This window comes from Leptospira johnsonii (assembly GCF_003112675.1).
Lineage (GTDB): Bacteria > Spirochaetota > Leptospiria > Leptospirales > Leptospiraceae > Leptospira_B > Leptospira_B johnsonii.
The window spans coordinates 232467-256038 of record NZ_BFAY01000005.1; the positions used below are offsets into that span (position 1 = coordinate 232467).

At 41.6% G+C, this 23572-nt stretch carries 24 protein-coding genes and 2 tRNA genes; 19 read left to right on the forward strand and 7 right to left on the reverse strand.

The genetic code is table 11. The features are described 5' to 3' along the window. Positions 1-8 precede the first annotated feature (8 nt). A complete protein-coding gene (locus tag LPTSP_RS02300) occupies positions 9-944 on the reverse strand; it encodes an SPFH domain-containing protein (RefSeq protein WP_108927230.1) in 936 nt (311 codons plus the stop codon). A gap of 32 nt (positions 945-976) precedes the next feature. After that, on the reverse strand, positions 977-1447 hold the full coding sequence (locus tag LPTSP_RS02305) for an NfeD family protein (protein ID WP_108927231.1): 471 nt from the start codon (positions 1445-1447) through the stop codon (positions 977-979). A 72-nt stretch (positions 1448-1519) separates the two neighbouring features. Here LPTSP_RS02305 and LPTSP_RS02310 point away from each other — a divergent pair, with 72 nt between their 5' ends. From LPTSP_RS02310 to fliM, 6 genes are all read left to right on the forward strand, one after another. Next, entirely contained in the window at positions 1520-1954 is a 435-nt protein-coding gene (locus tag LPTSP_RS02310; protein WP_108927232.1) for a heme-binding domain-containing protein, read from the forward strand. A gap of 22 nt (positions 1955-1976) precedes the next feature. Further along, positions 1977-3398 (forward strand): argininosuccinate lyase, encoded by a 1422-nt coding sequence (argH, locus tag LPTSP_RS02315; protein WP_108927233.1) that lies wholly within the window; start codon positions 1977-1979, stop codon positions 3396-3398. Positions 3399-3427: 29 nt separating this feature from the next. Next, positions 3428-4297, forward strand: coding sequence for a peptidylprolyl isomerase (locus LPTSP_RS02320; protein WP_439956979.1), 870 nt, complete (start codon positions 3428-3430; stop codon positions 4295-4297). Further along, positions 4297-4905: a hypothetical protein gene (locus LPTSP_RS02325; protein ID WP_108927235.1), complete on the forward strand. Its 609-nt coding sequence runs from the start codon at positions 4297-4299 to the stop codon at positions 4903-4905. The genes LPTSP_RS02320 and LPTSP_RS02325 overlap by 1 nt, the downstream gene beginning before the upstream one ends. A gap of 131 nt (positions 4906-5036) precedes the next feature. Continuing rightward, positions 5037-6023, forward strand: coding sequence for a hypothetical protein (locus tag LPTSP_RS02330; RefSeq protein ID WP_108927236.1), 987 nt, complete (start codon positions 5037-5039; stop codon positions 6021-6023). Further along, the gene (gene fliM / locus LPTSP_RS02335) at positions 6020-7045 is read left to right on the forward strand and encodes a flagellar motor switch protein FliM (protein WP_020768525.1); all 1026 of its coding nucleotides are present in this window, start codon (positions 6020-6022) and stop codon (positions 7043-7045) included. The genes LPTSP_RS02330 and fliM overlap by 4 nt, the downstream gene beginning before the upstream one ends. A gap of 104 nt (positions 7046-7149) precedes the next feature. Here fliM and LPTSP_RS02340 read toward each other — a convergent pair whose 3' ends face one another. After that, complete coding sequence (locus LPTSP_RS02340) at positions 7150-7368, reverse strand: ferredoxin (RefSeq protein ID WP_100766811.1); 219 nt, start codon at positions 7366-7368, stop codon at positions 7150-7152. A gap of 255 nt (positions 7369-7623) precedes the next feature. Here LPTSP_RS02340 and lsa33 point away from each other — a divergent pair, with 255 nt between their 5' ends. After that, on the forward strand, positions 7624-8553 hold the full coding sequence (gene lsa33, locus LPTSP_RS02345; protein ID WP_108927237.1) for a surface adhesin Lsa33: 930 nt from the start codon (positions 7624-7626) through the stop codon (positions 8551-8553). Positions 8554-8609: 56 nt separating this feature from the next. Here lsa33 and LPTSP_RS02350 read toward each other — a convergent pair whose 3' ends face one another. Both LPTSP_RS02350 and queF read right to left on the reverse strand, forming a co-directional pair. After that, positions 8610-8873, reverse strand: coding sequence for a SemiSWEET transporter (locus LPTSP_RS02350; RefSeq protein WP_167396402.1), 264 nt, complete (start codon positions 8871-8873; stop codon positions 8610-8612). Beyond that, positions 8873-9286 carry a preQ(1) synthase gene (gene queF, locus LPTSP_RS02355; protein WP_100710043.1) on the reverse strand — a complete coding sequence of 138 codons (414 nt, stop codon included), beginning with the start codon at positions 9284-9286 and terminating at the stop codon, positions 8873-8875. The genes LPTSP_RS02350 and queF overlap by 1 nt, the downstream gene beginning before the upstream one ends. A gap of 96 nt (positions 9287-9382) precedes the next feature. On the opposite strand from queF, the gene guaA reads away from it, so the two are divergent. Then, positions 9383-11194 carry a glutamine-hydrolyzing GMP synthase gene (gene guaA / locus LPTSP_RS02360; RefSeq protein WP_108927239.1) on the forward strand — a complete coding sequence of 604 codons (1812 nt, stop codon included), beginning with the start codon at positions 9383-9385 and terminating at the stop codon, positions 11192-11194. A gap of 4 nt (positions 11195-11198) precedes the next feature. On the opposite strand, the gene LPTSP_RS02365 is transcribed toward guaA, so the two are convergent. Continuing rightward, positions 11199-11642 carry a DUF4505 family protein gene (locus tag LPTSP_RS02365; protein ID WP_108927240.1) on the reverse strand — a complete coding sequence of 148 codons (444 nt, stop codon included), beginning with the start codon at positions 11640-11642 and terminating at the stop codon, positions 11199-11201. A 59-nt stretch (positions 11643-11701) separates the two neighbouring features. Here LPTSP_RS02365 and LPTSP_RS02370 point away from each other — a divergent pair. Further along, positions 11702-11772, forward strand: a tRNA-Cys gene (locus LPTSP_RS02370). Between the two features lie 17 nt (positions 11773-11789). Then, a tRNA-Leu gene (locus LPTSP_RS02375) sits at positions 11790-11876 on the forward strand. 2 nt (positions 11877-11878) lie between these two features. Here the strand turns inward: LPTSP_RS02375 and LPTSP_RS02380 are convergent. Further along, a complete protein-coding gene (locus LPTSP_RS02380; protein ID WP_108927241.1) occupies positions 11879-13855 on the reverse strand; it encodes an O-antigen ligase family protein in 1977 nt (658 codons plus the stop codon). A gap of 106 nt (positions 13856-13961) precedes the next feature. Between LPTSP_RS02380 and LPTSP_RS02385 the strand changes: the two genes are divergently transcribed. The 9 genes from LPTSP_RS02385 to LPTSP_RS02425 all read left to right on the forward strand — a co-directional run bounded on the left by LPTSP_RS02385 (position 13962) and on the right by LPTSP_RS02425 (position 23572). Further along, on the forward strand, positions 13962-14861 hold the full coding sequence (locus LPTSP_RS02385; RefSeq protein ID WP_108927242.1) for a glycosyltransferase family 2 protein: 900 nt from the start codon (positions 13962-13964) through the stop codon (positions 14859-14861). Position 14862: 1 nt separating this feature from the next. Next, the gene (locus LPTSP_RS02390) at positions 14863-15642 is read left to right on the forward strand and encodes an LBBP_01157 family protein (RefSeq protein WP_108927243.1); all 780 of its coding nucleotides are present in this window, start codon (positions 14863-14865) and stop codon (positions 15640-15642) included. A 2-nt stretch (positions 15643-15644) separates the two neighbouring features. Beyond that, positions 15645-16232 carry a D-sedoheptulose 7-phosphate isomerase gene (gene gmhA, locus LPTSP_RS02395; protein WP_108927244.1) on the forward strand — a complete coding sequence of 196 codons (588 nt, stop codon included), beginning with the start codon at positions 15645-15647 and terminating at the stop codon, positions 16230-16232. A 3-nt stretch (positions 16233-16235) separates the two neighbouring features. Beyond that, positions 16236-17024 (forward strand): ATP-binding cassette domain-containing protein, encoded by a 789-nt coding sequence (locus LPTSP_RS02400; protein ID WP_108927245.1) that lies wholly within the window; start codon positions 16236-16238, stop codon positions 17022-17024. Continuing rightward, a complete protein-coding gene (locus LPTSP_RS02405; RefSeq protein WP_108927246.1) occupies positions 17008-18483 on the forward strand; it encodes an FHA domain-containing protein in 1476 nt (491 codons plus the stop codon). Before LPTSP_RS02400 ends, LPTSP_RS02405 begins: the two co-directional genes overlap by 17 nt. Before the next feature lie 125 nt (positions 18484-18608). Then, positions 18609-20006, forward strand: a complete 1398-nt coding sequence (gene leuC, locus LPTSP_RS02410) for a 3-isopropylmalate dehydratase large subunit (protein WP_108927247.1) — start codon at positions 18609-18611, stop codon at positions 20004-20006. Positions 20007-20021: 15 nt separating this feature from the next. Continuing rightward, positions 20022-20648 (forward strand): 3-isopropylmalate dehydratase small subunit, encoded by a 627-nt coding sequence (gene leuD / locus LPTSP_RS02415; RefSeq protein ID WP_108927248.1) that lies wholly within the window; start codon positions 20022-20024, stop codon positions 20646-20648. 33 nt (positions 20649-20681) lie between these two features. Then, positions 20682-21683: a PLP-dependent cysteine synthase family protein gene (locus LPTSP_RS02420; RefSeq protein WP_108927249.1), complete on the forward strand. Its 1002-nt coding sequence runs from the start codon at positions 20682-20684 to the stop codon at positions 21681-21683. A gap of 5 nt (positions 21684-21688) precedes the next feature. Beyond that, entirely contained in the window at positions 21689-23572 is a 1884-nt protein-coding gene (locus LPTSP_RS02425) for an AAA domain-containing protein (RefSeq protein WP_108927250.1), read from the forward strand.

Below are 23572 nucleotides of genomic sequence, written 5' to 3' on the forward strand. Positions count from 1 at the left end.
CTTGAATATTACTCCTTCTCCGAATCTAGTCCCGGAAATTTATTGGTCACCTTGGAAATTCCTTCAAAGAAACCGACTATGTTTGCCATTTCAGTAGGAAGAACTGTGGTTTTTGCTTTTTCTAGAATGAGTCCTAGGCCTGAGAGATAGTCTTCTGTGATCTGAAGATTGACTGCTTCTGGTCCACCTTCGTTTCCGGTGGCTTCTGCGATCATTTGGATCCCTTTTGCTTTAGCTTTTGCAATGAATTCGATCTCTTTTGCTTTACCTTCGGCCTCGTTTACCTTTTTGATCTTTTCACCTTCGGAAAGATTGATCGCTTCCTGTCTTTCTCCCATGGAACGGTTGATACGAGAGAGTTTTTCTCCTTCTGAGATCGTGATCTCTGCACGTTTTACACGTTCCGCTTTTACCTGCTCTTCCATCTCATGAAGAATCTCTTTAGGCGGAGAAATGTTTTTGATCTCGTAACGAGTCACCTTGATCCCCCAAGGATCTGTTGCCTCGTCTAAAGCTCTCACCACATTCGCATTGATATCGTCTCTTTCGGAGAATGTATGATCCAGTATTAGTTTACCTATCTCCGAACGAAGAGTAGTTTGAGCCAACTGAATGGTTGCGTTTCGGAAGTTTTCGATCTCGTAAGAAGCCTTGTAAGGATCCATGACCCTGATATACAGGATACCATCCACCAAAATGGAAACGTTATCCTTTGTAATACAGGTCTGGGGAGGAATATCGATAGCGATTTCCTTTAAGAGCTGTTTGTATCTGATCTGGTCCATGATCGGGATAAGAAAATGAAAACCTGCACCAAGCGCTCCACGGAACACTCCAAGTCTTTCCACTACGAAACTATACGTTTGCGGAACCACAATACAGGTTTTCATAATGAGATAAATAGCTGCGATAACGATCAGCGTAAAAAATAGAAATGGGTCCATTTTGTCTGTTTCTAACTCCTATTCAATAATGATTATATTTCCGGAAGCTCGATAGGTTCCACAACGAAGGTCAGATTTTCTCTCTCCAAGATCCTAGCCCTTTTACCTGCAGCAATACGTTTGGATTTGCTGATCGCATCCCATTCCGTTCCTTGGAATACGACCCTTCCGCCTTTCCTTTCCACGAGTATATCCTTGGAAACTAAAACAATCCTTCCGGGACCTTCCTCCGGATTGAGGGCGACTCTTTCTGAAGAAGAAGGAAAGAATTTCCTAAGGAAACTTCCTCCCACCCAGATCAGAATTCCGGAAAGAGCGGCCCAAACGATCGCTTGGGTCCAAAATCCTATCTCAAAAAAATAGGAAACACTTCCCACGATCGTCGCAGAGAGTCCTAAAAAGAATACGAAGGTTCCAGGGACAAAAAGTTCCGCCACCATGAGAATGATCCCTGAGGCGATCCAAAGATAAGAAAGGTTATGTCCGTCTTGCAAAAAGTCCATGGTTTTTAGGTTGAAGAAAGAGGAAAAATTCTATTTTCAAAAACATTCCCGTCTGCATTCTTAGCGGGAGTGATGAGAAAATTTTGGATTCGTCTGGGAATCGGACTACTAGTCGTATTCCTTGCTCTTCAGTTAATCCCCGTACAGCCTCCGTTAGGAAAGAATGCTAATGAAATCAAAACGGAAGAACGCGTCAAAAAGATTTTTCGAAAGTCTTGTTATGACTGCCATTCGGATCTAGTGCAATGGCCTTGGTATTCCAAGGTTTTTCCGGTTTCTTTATATATCTCTCATCATATAGAAGAAGGCAGGGAAGAATTGAATTTTTCGGAATGGGAAACCTTAAAACCGGAAAAAAAGGCGGATCTAGCGGAAGAAATATTAGAAGAAGTGGAAGAAGGTCATATGCCTCCTAAGGATTATATTTTCCTACATTCTAATTCTAAACTGGATCAAGAAGAAATAGAGGTCCTAAAAGACTGGCTCCAAACTTTTGCGGAAAAATAATAAGGCAATCTAGATCATTTTAATGAACACACCTGAGGACAAGAACGCTAAACTTTGGGGAGGAAGATTTAGAGAAAAAGCTTCTTCCATCATGGAAAGAATTGGAGAGTCCATTTCCTTCGATCGAAAATTATACAAAGAAGATCTAGAAGGAAGTAGGGCACATGCCAAGATGCTTGAGAAAATGGGCATCTTAAACTCTACAGAATTAAAAGACATACTGGATGGATTAAATCAGGTAGAAGTAGAAATAGAATCCGGAAATTTCAAATTCAGTTCAGAGTTAGAAGACATCCACATGCATGTGGAATCCAGACTCACAGAATTGAAGGGAGAAGTAGGAAAAAAATTACATACTGCCAGATCCAGGAACGACCAAGTCTCACAAGACACAAGGCTCTATGTAAGAAATCGGATCCAAGAAATTTTATTCCGTTTGGATTCCTTAAGAGAAGCTCTCTACGAACAAGCTTCTAAAAATATAGATACTATCATTCCGGGTTATACTCATCTACAAGTTGCTCAACCGATCCGCGCTTCTCATTTTCTATTGGCTTATTTTTGGATGTTCACCCGCGATCTGGAATTTTTTGAATTCGCTAAAAAGACTGCTAACATTCTAGTGTTGGGCTCCGGTGCGATGGCTGGAGTGAATTACCAGAACGACAGAGAGTTTTTGGCTTCTGAATTAAAAGCGGATTCAATTTCTCCAAATAGTATGGACGGTGTTTCGAACCGGGATCACCTTCTTCAGTTCTTATTTGCTGCAGTCCAAACCATGTCCCATGCTTCTCGTTTTTGCGAGGATATCGTTCTATATTCTTCCCAAGAATTTGGTCTTGTAAAACTGCCTGATTCATTAACCACCGGATCTTCTATCATGCCCCAGAAAAAAAATCCGGATATAGCGGAGCTAATCCGAGGGAAATCCGCAAGGGTGGCGGGTAACTTAAATCATTTAATCGGGCTCTTAAAGGGATTGCCTCTTACTTACAATCGTGATTTACAAGAAGACAAGTTAGCCGTTTTTGATGCTGTGGAAACCGTTCTTTTAAGTTTAGAAGGTTTAGAAGCTATGGTTTCTGAAATGCAATTCAGACCGGAAAGGGGAGAAAGATCCTTGAAGGAAGGATTTGCCACCGCGACCGACCTGGCAGATTTTCTTGTGGGACAAAAAAATGTACCATTCAGAACTGCCCACGAACTTGTAGGAAGACTTGTCTCAGAATGTGTGGAAAGAAAAGAGAATTTATTCACAATCTCAGAAGAGGTTCGGAAAGGTATTTCACCTTATTTTACGGGCGAAGAATATTCCAATGCCGTGAGCCTGGAACTTTCTACAGACAAAAAATCTAGTTATGGCGGAACTTCCAGAACTAGACAGTTAGAACAATTGGAATTAGCGAAACAATCTATCAAATCAATCCAAAGGAATACGAAATGAATTATCTGAATGTAAGATCGAAATCTAAGATCGGAATTATAGGATCTTTAGCATGGTTTACGATCTTATTATTTTCTTTTGCCTGCAAGGCAAATCCATATGCTGAGCAAAGATATGTTCCGGAAGCATATAGCCCTGTCGAAGTAATCGTCAAAAAAGAGGAAAAGCCTCGTGTAGCTCTTCCCGAAAAACCTGCTATTTATGCTCTAATAGAAACTACCCAAGGAAACATGCTTTTCGAATTATTCGATAAGGATGCTTCTAAGACTGTTCAAAACTTCATCGACTTAGCCCAAGGAGAGAAGGAATTCACTCTTAGGAACGGCCAACCTCAGAAAAGACCGTTCTATGATGGATTGACCTTCCATAGAGTGATCGAAGGTTTTATGATCCAGGGCGGATGCCCTTATGGTGATGGCTCCGGTACTCCAGGATACAGATTTGCCGATGAGATCAATGCTGCAAGTTTAGGTCTGGATCAGGTTAAGATCGGACAATCCCAATTTTATACAGGTTATTTGTACAGATATATTGGCGGAGAACTCGGTATTCGCAGCCAAAGAGAAGCAGACGAGAGAAGAGAAGAGCTAGAAAGCAATTTAGAAAAGGCTAAGAATCTTTCCGTCATGGAGATTTTATACAGATTAGGCTATCGTTATAATAATGTAGTCAAAAGTAAGAAAGCGATCAAGGGAGCCTTGGCAATGGCAAACGCAGGACCGAATACAAACGGTTCTCAATTTTTCATCAACCAAGTAGACACTCCTCATTTGGACGGACTTCATACTGTATTCGGCCAGATCATCCAAGGTGCTGATGTAGTAGATAAGATCATCGCTTCTGGAAACGGTAAAACTACCATTCGCAAAGTTTCCATCTACGATAAGAGGACAAAGTAATGAGTACTTCCCTGGACCAAAATCCTATTTTTCTTTCGGTAGCCCGAGAGATACAGGGCGCTGGGTCTACGGGAAGAGTTTTGGAAAAACTTTCCGGATTACAGGTGGACGACTCCAAAGGTGGAGAAATGTTCCTTGAGATCCGGAACAAAAAAGACACTGCCTGGGATTTCCGCTCAGTAGTTGCACTTGTGCGTTTGATCCAACAATACAGACAATCAGTCGGCCATTCTTATGAAGAAGCAATGGCGCGTTACAGTAAGGTAAATAACCTAACTGCGAAACGAAAAGCAAACGAAGAAGAAGTCAGACTCAAACAAACTCTTACGGACTATATCCTAAAAATAGAATCCAATTTTGAAAAAAACGATAGGGCCGACGAGTCCATTGTAAAAGAGATCACTCGTTTTTTCGATAGTTTGGAATCCGCAGAAAAACTTTCCGAATCCAATATATCTAGTTTGAACTTATCTCCTAAATCCGTTGCCCAGATCGGGCCAATTTTGGAAAAATACGAGGAATGTTACCAGGAATACAGTAAGCTGAAACCTGTTCTTGGGCGACTAATCCGGATCGCAGACTATATTATAGAAGACGCAGAAGGCTGAAAGCCTTCCTTTCCTACATAATTTCCCGTATTTTTTCGTAGGTTTTGTCTCTTTTTGCCGAAATCTAAAATATAGCGCTGTTGCTCCTAGGTCCGAAGTATCGAAACCTGGGCCGGGACTGAAATTTTAGAATGAAACGAATTCTGATCATATTTATTCTTCTGAATGTTGTATTCGACCTCGGATCTTATCCGAACAGAAACGCAAGGGGAGAAGTTTCCGAAAATTATATCCAGGCCCAAGGGATCGTGGATATCAAACTTCCTAAAATGCAGTTCCGAGAAAAGGAACCAATCTCCGCTGTACTTTCCGTTCGAAACACAGGAAACGAGGTCCTTAGAATTTTCCCTTATGGAAAAGATCTTCGTTCCTTCCAGGTAATCGTAAGAGATGAAGACGGTAGAACCGTCACAAGAATAGAAGAAGAAAGAAAACAGGATCCAGTCTTAAGAAGAAGGAACAAAGTTGAGAACCTGGTCGGGGATGAAGTAAAAGAGATCATTCTTCACAAGGACGAGACATTCTCCAAAGAGATCCGGATCGATCATCTATACGAGTTAGAGCCTGGTAAAAAATATTTCGTAACCGCTTACTTCTATCCTAATATCTCAGAATACGGGGATCATTTTGTAAGATCTGAAACCCATCCATATTTTAGCGTAGAAGAACGCAAAAAAGATTGGGTGCTTCCCGGGGTTCCATACCAAGATCCTGCAACAGACGGTCTTGAACCGGAAGAAGTGATTCATCTATTCTTAGGTGCAGAAAAGAAGAAAAACTGGAAACTTCATTTTAAATGGATCCATTTCCCGGAATACATACAAGCTTATGACAGATTTGCAAGAGATTGGCAACAATCGGAAGAAGCCGAAAAGGATTTTGTTCTGGAAGAATTCAGAAATTATCTAGCGGAAAACAGATCCGGTATGTTACAATACTATAAGATCTTGGGAACGGAAAAGGTAAATTCAAATCTTTCTAAGGTAAGAGTTGCAGTGGAAAGAAGAGTGAACAAAGTCCCTGTTCGATACGAATACGAATTTACTTTGAGAAGAATGCCGGAAGAAACCGGAATGTTTTGGAAAGTGGCTAATCTATTAGCGAAGGTAAGAAAATGACCGAGATATTATCCCAAGACGAGATAGACGCATTATTAAACGCGATCTCCAGTGGAGAGGTAGCGGAGGATGAGTATTCTTCCGTAGGGGAACAAAAGAAGGTCAAAATTTACGACTTCAAACGTCCCGACAAATTCTCTAAAGACCAGATCCGTACTCTCCAGATGATGCACGAGACATTTGCTCGTTTGGCAACGACAGGACTTTCCGCTCAGTTACGAGCCTTAGTTCATGTTCACGTGGCCGCTGTGGACCAGTTAACTTACGAGGAATTCATCCGTTCCATTCCGAACCCGACAACACTTGCGGTTATCAATATGGACCCGCTCAGAGGTTCCGCAATTTTAGAAATAGACCCTTCTATTTCCTTTACGATCATAGACCGTCTATTCGGCGGTAAGGGAGAGACTGCAAAGATCTCCCGAGAACTTTCCGAGATAGAAATGAGTGTAATGGAAGGGATTATCGTTCGTATCTTAGGAAACATGAGAGAGGCTTGGTCTACTGTGATTGACCTTCGACCTCGTTTGGGGAATATTGAGACGAACCCTCAGTTCGCACAGGTTGTTCCCCCGAATGACATGGTGGTTTTGATCAACTTAGAGACAAAGATCGGAGAGGTAGAAGGTTTAACCAACCTTTGTATTCCCTACATCACGATCGAACCTATCATTAATAAGCTGTCCGCTCAGTATTGGTATTCTTCCATCCGTAAAGGTGAGTTGGACGAGAACAGAGCGATCATCCAAGAACGTTTGGATCAGGTGCAAATCCCTGTAATCGCAGAAGTTGGTTCCGTAGATATTTCTATTCTCGATTTTATGAATTTAACCGTTGGCGATGTTGTTAAATTAGAGAACACCACTACCAGATCCGATATGCTTGTAAAAGTAGGGGAACGCAAGAAGTTTAAATGCCTTCCTGGACGCGTGGGAAATAGACTCGCTATTCAGATCGGAGATAGAGTAGAAGATATTCCTGACGAATTACTTGGGTCTACCAGATCCGAACAAGAATACTGATCTAAGAATTTCTTACAGACTTCTTGGCTTAGATCGAGGCACAAAAAAAGCGGGAGTTTTATCCCGCTTTTCCTTTTTTAAAGAATATAGAAATCGGAAAACGATTACTTTCTCCAGTGAATACATTCACCGGGACATTCATCCATCTCTTTCTGAACTGTTTTCCAATCTTCTTCAGGGATTTGAGCTTGGTTTACATTCTCTCCTCCGATATGAGTTTCGGAAGTATCGTTATCGTCCATTTGAAAGTACTTAGGTAGATTGTCTGCACACTGGTTGCAAGAAGTACAGTTGTCCTTATCTACGTAGGCTATTTTGGTCATTCTGTCACTCCTTTGGAACTTAATAGTTCGTCTATTTGGCGGTCTAGGGCTACAATTTCTAGACTGGGGCTCTGGCGCAATATATTTTCATTCCAGATTACCCCATTGATTGCCAGTCTCAGCGGGATTTACGACTCTCTATGAATTAGACAAGATCCTTCCCGAATAATTCAGTCGATCGGAGGAAAAATGTGGACGGAAATTTCTTTCATCGATATTCTTCCTAAACCTATTTCAAGGGAGAATCAGAACTAAATGAAACGGATTGCCATAACCTTCTTTCTGGCCCTCAGCATTGTATTTGTAGATTGTAAGAAAGCCAAAGAAGATCTCCAAGGCGGAGTGATCACATTCACCAAAGGAACAGTAAAAATTTTCGATAAAGCCGGAAAAGAAAAACCAGTATCGGTGGATACTTTCCTTCTGCCGGAAGATAAGATAGAAACTGGAAAAGAATCTTATGCGGACCTTCAGTTGACTGAAGGAGTTCTTGTTAGGATCAAAGAAAACACAAGTCTTACTTTGAAGAAGATTTTTATAGATTCTGCAAACGGAGAAACCTTCGCGGATATGGGCCTGACCAAGGGAAAAATTTTCACCAAGGTTGCGGGTAAGCTTACCAAAACTTCCAAGTTCACCGTTTCTACTCCTACAGCCGTTGCTTCCGTTCGAGGAACCGAGTTCATCGTAGAAGAATCCGGCAAAGGAACAAGCACTAGAGTTTCCGACGGTTCCGTAGAAGTAGCAGATGCAGACAATCCTGAAAACCAAGCAGTTGCGGACGCAGGAGAAGAAGTAAGCACAGACGGAAATACATTCAAAGAAGAACCTTTAACCGAAGACGAGATCCAAGAGTTGAAAGATGATTCTGCTACCATCCAATCCATTACGGAAGAACAAAGAGCTCGTATCCAAGAGATCCTGAAAGATTTCCAAGAGAATAAAGCTCGTATCCTCCAAGGTTTGGAAGAGCAAAAACAAAGAAATAGAGAACTGATCGAAGGCGCAAAAGAAGAAAATCGTAAACTTCTAGAAGAAGCTAAGAGCGCCGGAAAAGAAGAAAAAGAAGCTATCCAAAAGGCAGGCAAAGAAGAGAAAGAAAAAGTAAAATCTTCTATGGACGATGCCAAGAAGGAATTGGAAAACCAGCGTAAGTCTTTAAAAGACCAGGCAGCTCCTAAATAATTCTGATTTCCATTCTGAAAAAGAAAGGGCCGTTTCCGAAAGGAAGCGGCTTTTTTTTATTCTTCTTCTTTTGAACGTAGTTTGTACCAGAGAATTGTAGTGGTAAAAAGTAAAGTGAATGAGTTGGCAAGAATGATCGGAAAATCATTCTTTAAAACTCCGTAACAAAGCCAGAAAAACACTCCCACGGAAAGTACCAGATACATGTTTCTGGAAATATCCCTGGTCCTTTTTTCTAGGATCACTTTGATGAGCTGAGGAAGAAACGCCAGAGTAGTCAAAGTACAAGCCATAAATCCTAGTAAGGAGATAGGGTCCATCATTTGCTTGTATACTCCCTAGTGACGATTGTCTTGATCCCACCTCTTAGGTTATAATCACCCTTGACCTTGATGTATTTCGGATCCACTGATTGGATCAGATCTTCTAGAATATGATTTACCACATTCTCATGAAAGATTCCGAGATTCCGGTAGGCGAGAATATATTCTTTTAGGGACTTTAACTCTATACATTTTGCTTTTGGTATATAGCTGATCTCTATCACCCCAAAATCTGGCAGTCCGGTTTTAGGACAAACCGCCGTGAACTCTGGAATGGTAAAATCGATTGTGTAATCTTTACCTTCGTACACATTGGCGAAAGATTCTATCTCGGGAAGTTTCAGACTGGGGATATGGTCCTGTCTTCCCTCATAAGCGGAAATTCCGATCGACTCTTGTTGATGGCTCATGATTCCCTCTTTAATAAAACCAGAGTTTTCCGGACTTTATCTCTGGGAATCTTTTTACATCTCTATTTTAAAAGGAAACGTTAAGGATACCTTGGAATGAAGCACCAAAATGTAATTGGGATCGTGGATTTTGGAGGGCAGTACGCCCATTTGATCGCGTCCAGAATTCGTCGTTTGGGGGCATATTCTGAAATTTTAGGCAACGATGAGCCTATCGAAACCTATTCCAAACTTTCAGGGATCATTCTTTCCGGAGGACCGGAAAGTGTATACGAACCGGATTCTCCTTCTTTACCTGTCGAAGTCTTAAAGCTCGGGATCCCTGTTTTAGGGATCTGCTACGGCCACCAACTCATGATGAAACTTTTAGGTGGTGAAGTTAAAAAAGCAGGCATTGCAGAATACGGTAGAGCCGCTTTAGATTTTATTGATACATCCAAAACCCAATTACTCCAAGGTTTCGGAGGTGGGGAAGTTGTATGGATGAGCCATGGGGACGAGGTGACTCGTTTGCCTTCCGGATTTACTCGCACAGCATCTAGCCAGGACTGTGAATATGCAGTGGTGGAAAATCCTACCCAAAAATGGTTCGGGATACAGCTCCATCCGGAAGTGACTCATACCGAAAAAGGATCTGTTCTTTTAGAAAACTTCGTAAAAATTTCAGGAGCAGAAGGCACCTGGAACCTAAAACAATTTTTAGATCTAAAAGAAGAAGAATTACATTCTATTGTTCCTCCAGACAAAAAGATCTTCTTACTCGTCTCAGGAGGAGTGGATTCTACTGTTTCCTACCTTCTTCTCTCCAGAGCTTTGGGAAAAGACAGAGTTAAGGGTGTTCTAATCGATACCGGATTTATGAGAAAGAACGAGGTCGCAGACTTGCAGTCCAAACTTTCTCCCCAAGGTATCCAATTGCATGTGCACGATTCTTCCGAACTTTTTTATTCCAGCTTAAAAGGGAAAAAAGATCCGGAAGAAAAGCGTAAAATTGTAGGAAATCTATTCTTACAAGCTCAGGCAGACTGCGCTAAAAGTTTAGGACTGAACGCAGATGAATGGTTACTCGGACAAGGAACCATCTATCCTGATACTATAGAAAGTGGTGGGACAAAACATTCTCATACTATCAAGACCCATCATAATCGAGTTGAAGCCATCCAAAAATTAATGGAAGAAGGAAAAGTTGTAGAACCCATCAAGGACCTATACAAGGACGAGGTTCGAGAACTTGGAAATTACCTAGGACTTCCCAAAGAATGGACAGGAAGACATCCTTTCCCTGGACCGGGACTTGTGGTGAGAATGATCGCCCAAGAAAAACCGATAGAGGAATCCGTCCAAAAAAAACTGGATGAGTTGGTAGAAAGGGAGGCTTCTCTCCAAGCTAAACTTCTTCCTGTAGCCTCCGTTGGGGTAAAAGGGGACCAAAGGTCTTATGCGCATTGTGCTGCGATCTCAGGAGACAAGACCTGGGACGAGTTGGATAAAATTTCCACAGCCATCACAAACCAAATTTCTTCCGTAAATCGAGTCGTTTTATTCTTAGGAAAGTCGCAGGATTTCCAAAACGCAAACTTCAAATTCCAAGAAATCGATTTGGACAAAAAAGATTCAGACATTTTGAGAGAAGCAGATGCAGCAGTGGAGAAGGTCCTACAAAAAAGAAAGATCTACGACCAGATCTGGCAGATGCCTGTGGTACTTCTTCCTTTGGGCTCCGAATCCGGAAAAAGAAGTATCGTTCTTAGACCGGTGGATTCTCAGGAAGCGATGACTGCGAGTTTCTTCCGATTGAAAAAAGATGTTCTGGACGAGTTGGTTTCCGAAGTCTTGAAAATTCCTCAAATAGAGTATCTGTTTTTCGATCTAACAAACAAACCTCCCGGCACTATAGAGTGGGAATAAGATCTTAAAGTTCTGACCTGAATTTTGGGATACGGAATTCTTTTCCTTTCCAGATCAGATCCCAATTTTCAGAATTTTCTCTCCATTCTAACTCAGGATCCAAAAGGATTTCAGAAGAGATCCTTCCCCAGATCTCTTTTTGAAAAGGATGGAGCAGATTTCCAAAAGTATCGAATTTTAAATTTTCCGGTTGGAATAAGATCCCTTTTTCTCCTCCATAATAGAGTTTATCTTCTATCCTGTGTTTAAATAGAACCGGGTAATGTTCCGTTTGAACGAAATTCATTTCTTTTCCACAAGGAGAGATATAGGAATATTCCGGATATTTGCCGGTCCGATTTTTTTCTAGATGAGCGAAAAAGAAGTCTAAAAACTTTTTATCCGTTAGCTCGGAGTCCTCGTGGAAAAGTCTAGCGTTCGAGTCGATTCGATAGAAATAGATCCTCAAAGTCTTTCCTCCACTTTTCTATTGACACCTTGCAGGTACACAAAATCATACCTCATATCGGCGTCGTGGCCAAGTGGTAAGGCATGGCTCTGCAAAAGCTTGATCCCCGGTTCGAATCCGGGCGACGCCTGGCAGAGTCTCTAAAACGCCTGGATGGTGGAATCGGTAGACACCCAGGACTTAAAATCCTGTGAGTTCACGCTCGTGCGGGTTCAAGTCCCGCTCCAGGTACCAACTTACTCTGACCTAAAATCGCAGAGATCTCCTAGATCTAAGACAGGGAGATTCATCGATCTTTCCGGATCAAAACCTCCAAAACGGATCTTAAAACTCCTAAAAAATACGATATCTGGAAAGATCGTAATTTTAGAAAGCCCCAAAGTCTCTTTCCAAACAAAGGAATTCCAACCAGGTTTTAGATCCATCTCATGAATTCCTAAATCGTACTTTCGATGAGACCAGTAAAGTTTGTCCTCATCAAAAGATTCTTCTGAAAATACAGTAACTCCGATCTTAGTAGGTGGATTTTTCCATTCAGGAGAAATGTAGATCCCGAAAGAATAATCCTCCTCTCTTAGTTTTGCAGGATTCGGATATCTATGAGTGAGACAACCTTCTACAGAGAACTCTGAATTTCCTTCTGAAGGGGAGACCGATATAGTTTCTAAAATTCTTTTTTCTCTTTCCTCTGTTTGGTTTCTAAAAGGAAGGATCCTTCCTTCTATCTTTCTAGCAAGCTGGGAAGAAGAAGCAAAAACCTGTCTTCCATATGCAAGTTCAGCCGGGATAGAAAGTCTCCAGATCCAAAAGGAAGTGTTTAAAAGAAACGTAAAACTTAAGAAGATTACCGAAGCTTTGGAAAATTGAGAAGTGGTTTCCTTCTCTCTTCCCCATAAAAGTCCCGCCAATACATAGAAGGGAAGTGCGACCTCGTCGTCTAAAAGATAACATTGGAAAAATCCTGCCACCCAGATAAATCCAACTCCTATCAATGGAAAATTCCCTTCGTCCAAACTAGACGACGCGATCTTTCTAAACAAAAGATAGAAGAATCCGATCCATAAAATTCCGGAAAGCCATCCTCCCACGATCGCAAATTCTAAAATATCATTATGAGCATGTTTATTCGGTGTGATGAACAATTCGTACCAAAGCTGTTCGTTCTTTTGGATGAAAGTTTTAGAAACTTCGGAACTAGTTTCCTTAAATCTTCCTCCTCCTGTTCCCAGGATTGGATTTTTAGCCAGTAAGGGAAGGCTAAGTTTATAGATCCAATATCTTTGGTTTTCCGGGGTCTGGATCTCTCTGAGTTGGGCAAGAGTCCTTTGTAATAACCAGTTCTTTTGGTAGAAGAATCGAACTGTCCCACCGAGCCCGATTAGGAGTATGACTACGATCGAAACTCTTGCCAATGTAACCCTTGGAAGTTTACCATAGAAGTCTTTCCATTTGCTTAGAATGAAATAGACTGTTACTGCAAGAACTCCTAACCATGCGGACTTACTTTGGTTGAGTAGAAATACCCAAAGCGCTAATAAAAGAAGGATGCCGAATCCGAGTGTTCGTTTTAGATCCTTTTCCTTTTCCTTTATCTTTCGTAAAAGTAGAAGTGAAAGCCCCGGAATATAAAAAGAAATTAATCCGCCGTAGGTCAAATGAGTATTCATTAACCCGATCGGAAGATAAGTCTCCAAACCGAAAAGTGGCCCGGCAGGATGTTGCCTCCTATCTCCTGGAGCTGGAGTAAACCCGTTCGAGATAAATTTTCCGAGTCTATATTCGCTGAATACCGAAGCAATCCCCGAAATCAAAATGAGTAAAAAAGAGATCCATAGATATTTATAGATCAGCCTTCTATTCTTTTCCTCTGAAGAATGTACTGCCGCTATCGGAAAGAGTATCGAAAGCCAGAAATCCCCAGCCTCGGATTGTCTCGTAAATGTTTTCCAGAAATTGGAATATTCTTCCCAATGGGCCAAAGAGGAAATGAATACAAGAGCATAGGCTCCTAAAATGAATGCCCAGGGGAGAAGGTAGGTTCTGATCTTTTGGAAATTCTCCTTAGGTGAGAAGATAAAACAGAAAATACTCAGGCCTGCTAAGATTTGAGAAGCGGAAACAGAAAGTGGAAATGCTAGTAAGAAGAATAATAAGGAATATAGGGAGATCTTCCCCGAGGTCTCAGAAATATTAGAAAGGAAGCTAGGTTTCACCGGTCCCCAGAGTTTCCTTTTCCTCTCAGATTTCCAGAAAAAACCGCTGACAAAGAAGGAAAACCTCCTATTTTAGGAATTCATTCGCTTCCGGCGATATTCACTTATGGCAGAATCCGTTAAAACCAAGGAATCTTCTTCCCCTAAAAAAAAGAAATCTAAAGCTAAGGCACCTCTGAGCAGAAACGAGGTCCGGGAAAGGTTTTTAAAAAAACTTTCAGTAGCTATCATCACTTATAATGAAGAAGCAAATATCGGGGACTGTATCAAATCCTGCAGAGATATCGCAGACGAGATCGTTGTTTTAGATTCGAATAGTACGGATAAAACTAAGGAGATCAGCGAGTCCTTTCCCGAGGTGAGGTTCTCTTCCCAGAATTTTAAGGGGCATGTAGAACAGAAAAACGATGCGATCTCACTCTGTAAGAATGAATGGATCCTGTCTCTGGATGCAGACGAACGACTGAGTGAGGAGCTAAGAGATTCTCTCCGTGCGTTTTTAGAAAGTCCGGAAGATCCTTCCTTAAACGGACTCAAAGTTTCCAGGCTTACTTTTCATATGGGAAGGTTTATCCGTTTTTCAGGATGGTATCCTCAGACCAAGTATAGGATCATCCGAAAGTCCAAGTCCAAATGGACCGGGGAAAATCCTCACGACTATTTGGTGGTGGAAGGTAAGGGCAAAAAGATAAAAGGGGATATCCTACATTATAGTTTTGCAGATCTTGCCCAACAAGTCGATACGATCAATAAATTCTCATCTATCGTTTCTTGGACTCGTTGGAAGAAGAATAAAAAATTTTCCCTTGCACGTACAATCACCAAACCGTTCGGAAAATTTGTAGAGATCTACTTTTTCAAATTAGGATTTCTGGATGGGTTTCCTGGATTTACGATCGCGATCTCTTCCGCATATTCTACTTTTCTAAAAGAGGCAAAGGTCTATGAGTTGGGCAAAAAATTGATAGAACGACCTTCTAATCTTCGAAAAGATTACGGGAAATAAGATGGCCAAGGGCAAACAAAAATCCGGGTTTTGGAATAAGCTCTTTTTCTGGAGAAAGAAAAAGACGATCTCTACAGGATCTGAAAAAGAAGTAGTTAGAGATAGCAGAGGATATACCTGGGAATTAAAAGATCTGAGAGAAAAAGCGGATCGTTTTTTTGTGACCCGTAAAAAACCTTCCGGTACTATTTTCGAAAGTCCTTCTCTAAAGCTGACTAAAAACAACCGCAATCTATTTCGTTTAGAAGGTAAGGAAAAATCAGGAAGGGAATATTCTTTAGTTGTCTCCACCGGGAACTATCTAACCGAACAAGGTGACAAGATCAGCGGAGTGATTTTCTTAGGAGAAGCAGAACTAAACCGATTATTGAGTGGGGACCATAAGAGTCTAAAAAGTATCTTATCCGGGATCAATACTCCGAATTGGGACGAGGAATCTTGGGCAGTACTGCAGGAAGAGCCTGACCTAAAACGTTCTTCTGATTCTTGGAAAGAAATTTTAAGTTGGGATCCGATTTGGAAACAACAGATATTGATCCATCTCAGGCCCAGTACCATCGCTGTATTACTGGTATTTTTGGGAAAAGAATTCGAGGATATCTTCCAGGCAAATTCTTCTGAAAGAGTGAAACAGATCGTATCCAAAGAACTCTATTTTTTAAACGTAAGCGGGAACAGGAATTCTCCGCATTCCGAAAATTTGACACTCTACGAATTCGATTCCGCCAAAAAGGAATTCGAGTCAGTGCTCTCTAAAATTCGGTCTAAAAAGGATAAATGAGAATGAACTTAAAAGAGATCGCATCCAAACAGATAGAGGACTCTATAGAAACCAAAAAAGCGGTATTGGATACACTTCTTCCGGAGATTGAAGAAGCAGGAAGAATCGCTTCTGAAGTATTAAAAAAAGGGAATACGATCCTTTTTTGCGGGAATGGCGGTTCTTCTTGTGATGCCTCTCATATTGCCGCAGAACTTGTGGTCCGTTATAAATCAGGGAACGAAAGAAGGGCACTCCCTGCTATATCATTGTCCGCTGACTCAGCGGTTCTGACTGCCTGCTCCAATGATTACGGGTACGAATTCGTGTTTTCCCGCCAGGTAGAAGCATTTGGAAAGCCGGGAGATTTGCTTGTAGGACTTTCCACTAGTGGGAATTCCAAAAACGTGATCGCTGCCTTGGAAGCCGCCAAGAAAGCCGGCATGAAAACGATCTCTTTCTTAGGAGGAGACGGTGGAAAAATGAAAGGAATGGCGGACTTAGATCTGATCATTCCAAGGAAAGAAACCGCTCGTATCCAAGAATCTCATATTCTGATCGGTCATATTCTTTGTTCCATTGTGGAATACGAACTTTTTCAGTTGGGATAAAACTTGGAGAGTCCACACCTAACCGAACCAATTCTTTCGATACAAGACCTGAATGTAAAAATCGGGTCTTCTCATATTCTTAAAAACTTCGATTTCCAAATTTCTAAAAAAGAAATACATGCTTTGGTAGGAGAATCCGGAAGCGGAAAATCCACATTTGCAAGTACTGTCCTCGGACTTCTAAATGAAGAAGCTTCCGTAACCTGGAAGAAATTTTCAATCTTCGACCAAAACATACCAAGTGGGGATTTTTCTCTTTGGAAAAATTGGCGAGGAAAACGTATCAGTTTAATCCCCCAATCTGCAGCGATCGGACTTCATCCATTCCTTAGCATAGGCTCCCAGATCCTGGAATATTTTTCGCTTCTCCAACCTGAGTTTGCAAACGAAGCAACTTGCATCCGGTTATTAAAAGAATTCGGACTTTCTGATCCGGGGGCTGCCTGGAAGGCGAGGCCTCACCAACTTTCCGGAGGAGAAAGACAGAGAATTTTGATACTACTTTCGGTGTATTCGGGAGCGGAACTTATCCTGGCGGACGAACCCACTTCCGCTTTGGATCCGACTACCGGAAAAGCGATCCTGGAACTTTTGAAAACCAGGGTGAAAGATCTGGGAGCAGGGCTTCTATTTATCAGCCATGATCTTAGTTCTGCCAGGGACCTGGCCGATACTATAACTGTGATGAAAAGTGGAGAAAAACTCGAGACCCTAAAAAGCCAAAACGGGTCTTGGAAACCACATTTGGAGTATTCCAGAAAACTGTTTACTTTGGATGAAAATCCCGCTTGAATTGCAAAATCTTATGATCCGGTCCTTCTTCATCTACTTTCTGATCTTAGCGGCTAACGTTTATCCGTCGTTTGTCGGTGCAGAAAGTATCCATTTGGAAGAATATGATATTTCCAGATATCCTAAAGTGGAATTAAAACTGAGAGCTAGTAAAGGTGTATCCTTAGATCAGGAGATTCTTACTGTTTCAGAACAAAAAGAAAATCGCTCTAGAAGAGTAGGTCCTCTCAAGATCCATAGACCGGAAGGCACAAGGCCAGTTCATATTTATCTGATCACCCAGATGACGAATTCATTCGATCATAATGTACAGGCCACAGAGATCTTAAAAACTATCGTAGAAAGAGCGGATTCTGCAGACAGGTTCAGTTTTGTATTTTTTACGGATGATGTATTCTTCTCCAAAGACGACCTGAGTAAATCAGATGCCTTAAAAGAAGCTAAGGTCCCAGGTGGGAAGTCCAACAGGAATACTTCTGCAAACCTGGACTATGTTTTCCAAAAGATCTCTCCTCGTTTGAAAGAGACTGATTATATTTTGACCATCTTTTACGACCTGGATCTCATCCCGTCCAACGAAGCTCAGAATGGGGAATACACTCCGAATATTCCAATTCATGTTCTTTCCTTTCCTTCCAATGGGGGAAAGTTTTTGGCAAAAAGATATGGTGGGACATTCTACTCTTTGAATAGTCCAGATTTCAGGACCCAAGTTTTTGGGGACCTAGATTATTTCAGAAAAGAACCTTGGTCCTTGGTATATGAGTCTCCTTTCCAAGACGAATGGCAGTTCCAAGGAAGTGGTAATTTAGAAGTGGAACTGGAAACTAAAAATTCCAGAAGACTCAGTTTTTCTTATGATCTTCCTTTTCAAACAAGACTTGCTGTATTCTTATTACATCCTTCTATCTTTCTTCCCAGCTTTACATTCTTATTGGTTCTTACTTTGGTGGCTCTCATCGTAGTTCTGAAAAAAGGGAAAAAGCAGTATCCAGAAGGAACTGTAAGCGCTGAAGAGAGACTTCATACAATCGAATTCGAACAAGATGCTTACCGAAAGATGTACGGCAACCAATACCAGCTTGTTTACTCCGAAGAAGATCGGATCGAGACAGAAAGGGCAGCCCCAGTCGCTCTAAAAGAATTCGATCAAGGTGAATCTTACGAAAAAGCCACCCTCGTTTTTAAAGAGGGGAGAAATCCAGGTAAACAATACTCACTTGCAAGAGCAGAGACAAATATTGGAAATTCGGATCTATGCGATCTAGTCTTATATGAACAATCTGTCAGTAAAAATCATGCAAGGATCAGAAAGGTACGTAACCGTTATATTTTATATGATCTGGTTTCCGAGTCAGGAACCTTCTTAAATGGTAAAAAAATTCTGAGACCTAGGATCTTATACGATTTTGATGAGATCGGAATCGGCAAAGCTCTGCTAGTTTTCCGAGGCAAATGATAGATTCGGGACCTTCTTCCCGGAACCTTCTTTACGAAAAACCCCTGATTTTTAGCATGGAAGAGAGCTTCCTTAAGGAAGTCTAATCTTTACTCTTGAATTACCCCCTGGGGGACCTGCAAACCATGAAAACGATGTTCGAAAAAATCTGGGAAGACCATCTGGTCGGTGAAATGGACGGAGGGTCCTATCTTATTTATATAGACCGACATCTGATCCATGAGGTTACGAGTCCCCAGGCTTTTGACGGGATTCGTATGGCCGGCAGAAAAGTGAGACGTCCAGAAGCTACTTTCGCTACCATGGACCATAACGTTTCCACTAGGATTCGTGACCTGGAACTGGCCGATCCGATCTCTGCCAATCAGATGAAAACTCTTATCAAGAATTGTAAAGAGAACGGAATTACTCTTTATGACTTAAACCATCCGGACCAAGGGATTATCCATGTGATCGCTCCTGAGATGGGACTCACTCATCCTGGTATGACTATCGTTTGTGGGGACTCCCATACTTCTACTCATGGGGCTTTTGGAGCTCTGGCTTTTGGGATCGGAACTTCCGAAGTAGAGCATGTGCTTGCTACCCAGACTCTTATGCAAAGAAGAGCAAAGACAATGGAGATCAGAGTAGATGGTCAACTTTCTCCACATGTGACCGCAAAGGATATCGTTCTTGCGATTATCGGAAAGATCGGTACTGGTGGCGCTACCGGATACGTAATCGAATACAGAGGCTCAGCAATTTCTTCCTTAAGTATGGAAGCTCGTATGACTGTTTGTAATATGTCGATAGAGGCGGGAGCAAGAGCTGGACTGATCGCTCCGGACCAAACTACTTTCGATTACCTGAAAGGAAAAGATTTCGCACCTAAAGGTGCAGAATGGGATCTGGCTGTCCAAAAATGGAAACGTTATGTGACAGACGATGGAGCAAAATTCGATACTAGCATCGTATTAAAAGCAGAAGAGATCGCTCCTCAAGTGACTTGGGGAACTTCTCCAGGACAAGTAGTTCCTGTGACAGGTATTGTTCCAGATCCAAAAGATGCGCCGGATGCTGTAGAAAAGACAAGTATAGAAAATGCACTTAAATATATGGACCTGAAACCTGGACAAAAGATGGAAGAAGTCTTTGTAAATAAGGTATTCATCGGTTCCTGCACAAACTCTAGAATTGAAGACCTAAGAGTGGCAGCTAGTACCGTAAAAGGTAAAAGGGTTTCCAATAAGGTCCAGGCAATCGTAGTCCCTGGTTCCGGAAGAGTGAAACGCCAAGCAGAAGCGGAAGGACTAGATAAAATTTTTATAGAAGCAGGCTTTGAATGGAGACAACCGGGTTGTTCCATGTGCCTTGCTATGAATGATGACGTTTTACAACCTGGAGACAGATGTGCTTCTACTTCCAATCGTAACTTCGAAGGAAGACAAGGAAAAGGTGGAAGAACTCACTTAGTCGGTCCTGCAATGGCAGCTGCCGCTGCGGTCGAAGGACATTTTGTAGATATTCGGAATTGGAAATAAGGATACTGGATTTATATGAAAGCTTTTACCCAACACGAAGGTTTAGCGGTTCTAATTGATCGCCCAAATATAGATACGGATGCAATCATCCCGAAACAATTTTTGAAAAAGATTGAACGTACCGGTTTCGGGATCCATCTATTTCATGACTGGAGATATCTGGACGATGAGGGAACCAAACCGAATCCTGAGTTTAGTCTGAATCTAGATAGATACAAGGGAGCTTCTATCCTTGTCACCAGAGACAATTTTGGATGCGGTTCTTCCAGAGAGCATGCTCCTTGGGCTTTGGAAGATTATGGTTTTAGAGCGATTATTGCTCCTTCTTACGCGGATATTTTTTACAATAATTGTTTCAAAAACGGTATGCTTCCGGTTGTTTTAAAGGCGGAAGAAGTGGACGAAATTTTCAAGATCGTAGATAAGACTCCGGGAGCCAAAATTAAGATCGATCTGGACAAACAGAATGTGATCAGTCCTTCCGGAAACGTATACAATTTCGAAGTGGACTCTTTCCGTAAGTATTGTTTATTTAACGGTTTGGACGATATCGGTTTAACCCTGAAGCATGCTGCAGAGATCTCTTCTTATGAGGAGAAAAATCGAAAAGATGTTCCTTGGTTGTACGCTTCTTTAAAGTAATTTTCTAAATAGATCACAGGACCCTAGAAGACTATGTTCGACGAAATTTCCCGTTCCATCGATGAATTCGGCAATAGCCTTCTTGGGGCTTTGAATAATGTACAAAATGCGTTCGGAAGGGAATTAAGCGTAGCTAAACCGATCAAGGAGAATGTTCTCCAAATGATCGGGAACACTCCTCTCATCCGACTCAACCAGATCGGTTCCCATATTCCGAATGTGGAAATTTATCTCAAGGCGGAGTTCTGCAATCCTACTGGAAGCGTAAAGGATAGGACCGCACTTTCTATGGTGCTTGCCGCAGAAAGAAGAGGGGAGCTAAAACCTGGCGGTTCTATTTTCCAAGCGGGATACAATACTACTGCAATTTCTTTAGCATGGATTTCTACTCTTCGCCAATACAAGTTCAAAGTATTTTTAGCTCCTGATACGGATCAGGAAAAGATCAAAGAACTGAAATCCTACGGTGCCACTGTAGAAGTGGTCCAGCTTGCAAAAGGTAATTGGGACGATTCTCTTTTGGAAACTGCAAAGTCAGCAAAGGACAGAGAGAAAAACAGCGTGATCCTGAATGAATTCAAGGACATGGCAAATACGAATGCACACTTTTTATTTACCGGCCCCGAGATCTGGAGAGATCTTGGCGGGAATGTGGATGCGTTTGTTGCAGGCGGAGGTTCCGGCGGAACTCTTTCCGGTGTAGGAAGATATTTAAAAAGTAAAAAGCCTTCTTTAAGGGTCATTATGGGAGTGAGCAAGAATTCTCGCTTCATTCGTAAAATGGTACAAGGAGATTCCAGCATCCGACTTCCAGAGTCCTTCGATCCAAAAGTTACGGACCAATATATTGGAGTGGATAGGGACGAGGCTCTTCGTTACCAATCCGAGCTCTACCAAAAAGAAGGAATTTTTGCGGGACTGACTACGGGAACCACACTAGCATCGGCTATCCATTACGCGGAAAGTCTTCCCACTCGAGAGGACCAAAAAACTCCTAGCTATAAGATCGTAGTACTTTCTCCGGACCGACTCTAATTGGAATGGAAGAATCTTACTATTCCGCCTTACGTGAATCTTTAAAAAAAGAAAGAAAGGCAGAGCTAGATAAGTTTAAGGAAGAAATCTCTTCTTCTGATCTAAACAAAAGAGTCCAAGACGGATTCACAGTATTCCCTTTAGTATTCGAAGACGCCGAACTTGGTGCTGACGGAAACTGGAAGGTGCTACTTAAACCCACAAAGTCTAAAAATATTCCGGAACTATTCAGATCTGGTACACCTGTTCGTATCGTTAAGGAAGCAGAAGAATATATCTCCGTTCTACTCAAAGCAAACGAAGACTCTTATCTGGTTTATATGGAAGAAGTTCCGGATTGGGTGGAAGAGGGAAAACTTGCTCTCGAAATTCTTCCCGATGAGACTAGTTTTAAAGAATGGGACCGAGCCTTAGAAAAAGTAATCTCCGCTAAAAAAGGATCCAGAGAGAAATATTTTGCGGATCTATTTTCCAATCAATTGGAAGTTTCTAAACCGAATTTTAAACCTCTCTCTAATCTTCCTGATACTCTGAACGATTCCCAAAAGAAGGCAGTCTCCGCAATTTTACAAACGGAAGATTTTATTTTAGTACATGGTCCTCCCGGCACGGGAAAGACCAAAACGATCGTAGAAGCAATTCGTATCTTGGCTTCCGAAGGTAAAAGGATACTCGCTTCTGCTCCCACGAATGCAGCTTCCGATCTACTTGTGGAATCATTGGAAAGACTAAAAGTTCCGGTTTTAAGGATCGGTCATCCTGCTCGGATGCATCCTGATATTCTTCAGAACTCTTTGGAGATGAAATTAAATCATTCTCCGGAAGCAAAATTGATAGAAAGGGACAGAAAAGAAGTCCAGGAATTATTGAAGAAGGCCCGCAAATACAAAAGAAGTTTTGGTAAAGAAGAAGCGGAGGAAAGAAGAAGTCTCTATAAAGAAGCAGACGCATTAAGAAAAAGTATCAAAGAAAGGCAGAAGGTTCTGATCAGATATTTATTGGAGTCGCATCCAGTTATAGTATGTACACATACTGGCGCTTCTTCTTACCAATTGCATAATTTGGATTTTGATTATGCGGTCTTGGACGAAGGCAGCCAGGCGATAGAACCTTCTTCTTGGATCCCTATCTTAAAAGCGGAGAGATTTGTGATTGCCGGAGATCCATTTCAACTTCCTCCTACGGTGATCTCGGAAGATAAACTACTTAAGGTTTCTTTAATGGAGAGACTTCTTCCTATTTTCCAGGACAAGGAAAGAGTGTTTCTATTGGATACTCAGTATAGAATGACTGATCCGATCCAGACATTCCCGAATCAGATGTTTTATGAGAATAAACTAAGATCCGGACTGGAACAAAACCTTAGAGAAAAAGTTCCTTTCGATTCAGGAGAGCCATTCGGTTCAAGCCTAGTCTTCTTAGATAGTTCCGGAACGGATACTTCGGAAGAAAATTCGGAAGGTAGTTTAGGAAATCCTTGGGAAGCAGAGTTTACGGTAAACATAGTAAAAAGAATTTTGGATTCTGGATGGGATCCTAAAAATCTTATCTTACTTTCCCCTTACAGATACCAAAGATATCTTCTAAAACAAAAATTAGAGGAAATCATCCCGGAACATTCTTCTCAGTTGGAAGTAGAGACTGTTGACTCTTTTCAAGGCAGAGAATCTGATGCAGTAATTTTCAGCTTGGTTCGTTCCAATCCGGAAGGTCAGATCGGATTTTTATCAGAGACCAGAAGATGGAATGTAGGAATGACTAGAGCCAAAAAACTTTTAGTGATGGTGGGCGACGGCTCCACTCTAGGGCAAAACGAATTTTTCAAAGATCTACTAGAGACAGTTGAATTGGCGGGAGAGCTTAGGACCGCTTGGGAGTTTTTGGATTAA

What these genes read in the sequence shown, in the direction of transcription:
- LPTSP_RS02300 (WP_108927230.1), bottom strand. Translation starts at nt 944, where the DNA reads ATGGACCCATTTCTATTTTTTACGCTGATCGTTATCGCAGCTATTTAT.
- LPTSP_RS02305 (WP_108927231.1), bottom strand. Translation starts at nt 1,447, where the DNA reads ATGGACTTTTTGCAAGACGGACATAACCTTTCTTATCTTTGGATCGCC.
- LPTSP_RS02310 (WP_108927232.1), top strand. Translation starts at nt 1,520, where the DNA reads ATGAGAAAATTTTGGATTCGTCTGGGAATCGGACTACTAGTCGTATTC.
- argH (WP_108927233.1), top strand. Translation starts at nt 1,977, where the DNA reads ATGAACACACCTGAGGACAAGAACGCTAAACTTTGGGGAGGAAGATTT.
- LPTSP_RS02325 (WP_108927235.1), top strand. Translation starts at nt 4,297, where the DNA reads ATGAGTACTTCCCTGGACCAAAATCCTATTTTTCTTTCGGTAGCCCGA.
- LPTSP_RS02330 (WP_108927236.1), top strand. Translation starts at nt 5,037, where the DNA reads ATGAAACGAATTCTGATCATATTTATTCTTCTGAATGTTGTATTCGAC.
- fliM (WP_020768525.1), top strand. Translation starts at nt 6,020, where the DNA reads ATGACCGAGATATTATCCCAAGACGAGATAGACGCATTATTAAACGCG.
- LPTSP_RS02340 (WP_100766811.1), bottom strand. Translation starts at nt 7,368, where the DNA reads ATGACCAAAATAGCCTACGTAGATAAGGACAACTGTACTTCTTGCAAC.
- lsa33 (WP_108927237.1), top strand. Translation starts at nt 7,624, where the DNA reads ATGAAACGGATTGCCATAACCTTCTTTCTGGCCCTCAGCATTGTATTT.
- LPTSP_RS02350 (WP_167396402.1), bottom strand. Translation starts at nt 8,873, where the DNA reads ATGGACCCTATCTCCTTACTAGGATTTATGGCTTGTACTTTGACTACT.
- queF (WP_100710043.1), bottom strand. Translation starts at nt 9,286, where the DNA reads ATGAGCCATCAACAAGAGTCGATCGGAATTTCCGCTTATGAGGGAAGA.
- guaA (WP_108927239.1), top strand. Translation starts at nt 9,383, where the DNA reads ATGAAGCACCAAAATGTAATTGGGATCGTGGATTTTGGAGGGCAGTAC.
- LPTSP_RS02385 (WP_108927242.1), top strand. Translation starts at nt 13,962, where the DNA reads ATGGCAGAATCCGTTAAAACCAAGGAATCTTCTTCCCCTAAAAAAAAG.
- LPTSP_RS02390 (WP_108927243.1), top strand. Translation starts at nt 14,863, where the DNA reads ATGGCCAAGGGCAAACAAAAATCCGGGTTTTGGAATAAGCTCTTTTTC.
- gmhA (WP_108927244.1), top strand. Translation starts at nt 15,645, where the DNA reads ATGAACTTAAAAGAGATCGCATCCAAACAGATAGAGGACTCTATAGAA.
- LPTSP_RS02405 (WP_108927246.1), top strand. Translation starts at nt 17,008, where the DNA reads ATGAAAATCCCGCTTGAATTGCAAAATCTTATGATCCGGTCCTTCTTC.
- leuC (WP_108927247.1), top strand. Translation starts at nt 18,609, where the DNA reads ATGAAAACGATGTTCGAAAAAATCTGGGAAGACCATCTGGTCGGTGAA.
- leuD (WP_108927248.1), top strand. Translation starts at nt 20,022, where the DNA reads ATGAAAGCTTTTACCCAACACGAAGGTTTAGCGGTTCTAATTGATCGC.
- LPTSP_RS02420 (WP_108927249.1), top strand. Translation starts at nt 20,682, where the DNA reads ATGTTCGACGAAATTTCCCGTTCCATCGATGAATTCGGCAATAGCCTT.
- LPTSP_RS02425 (WP_108927250.1), top strand. Translation starts at nt 21,689, where the DNA reads ATGGAAGAATCTTACTATTCCGCCTTACGTGAATCTTTAAAAAAAGAA.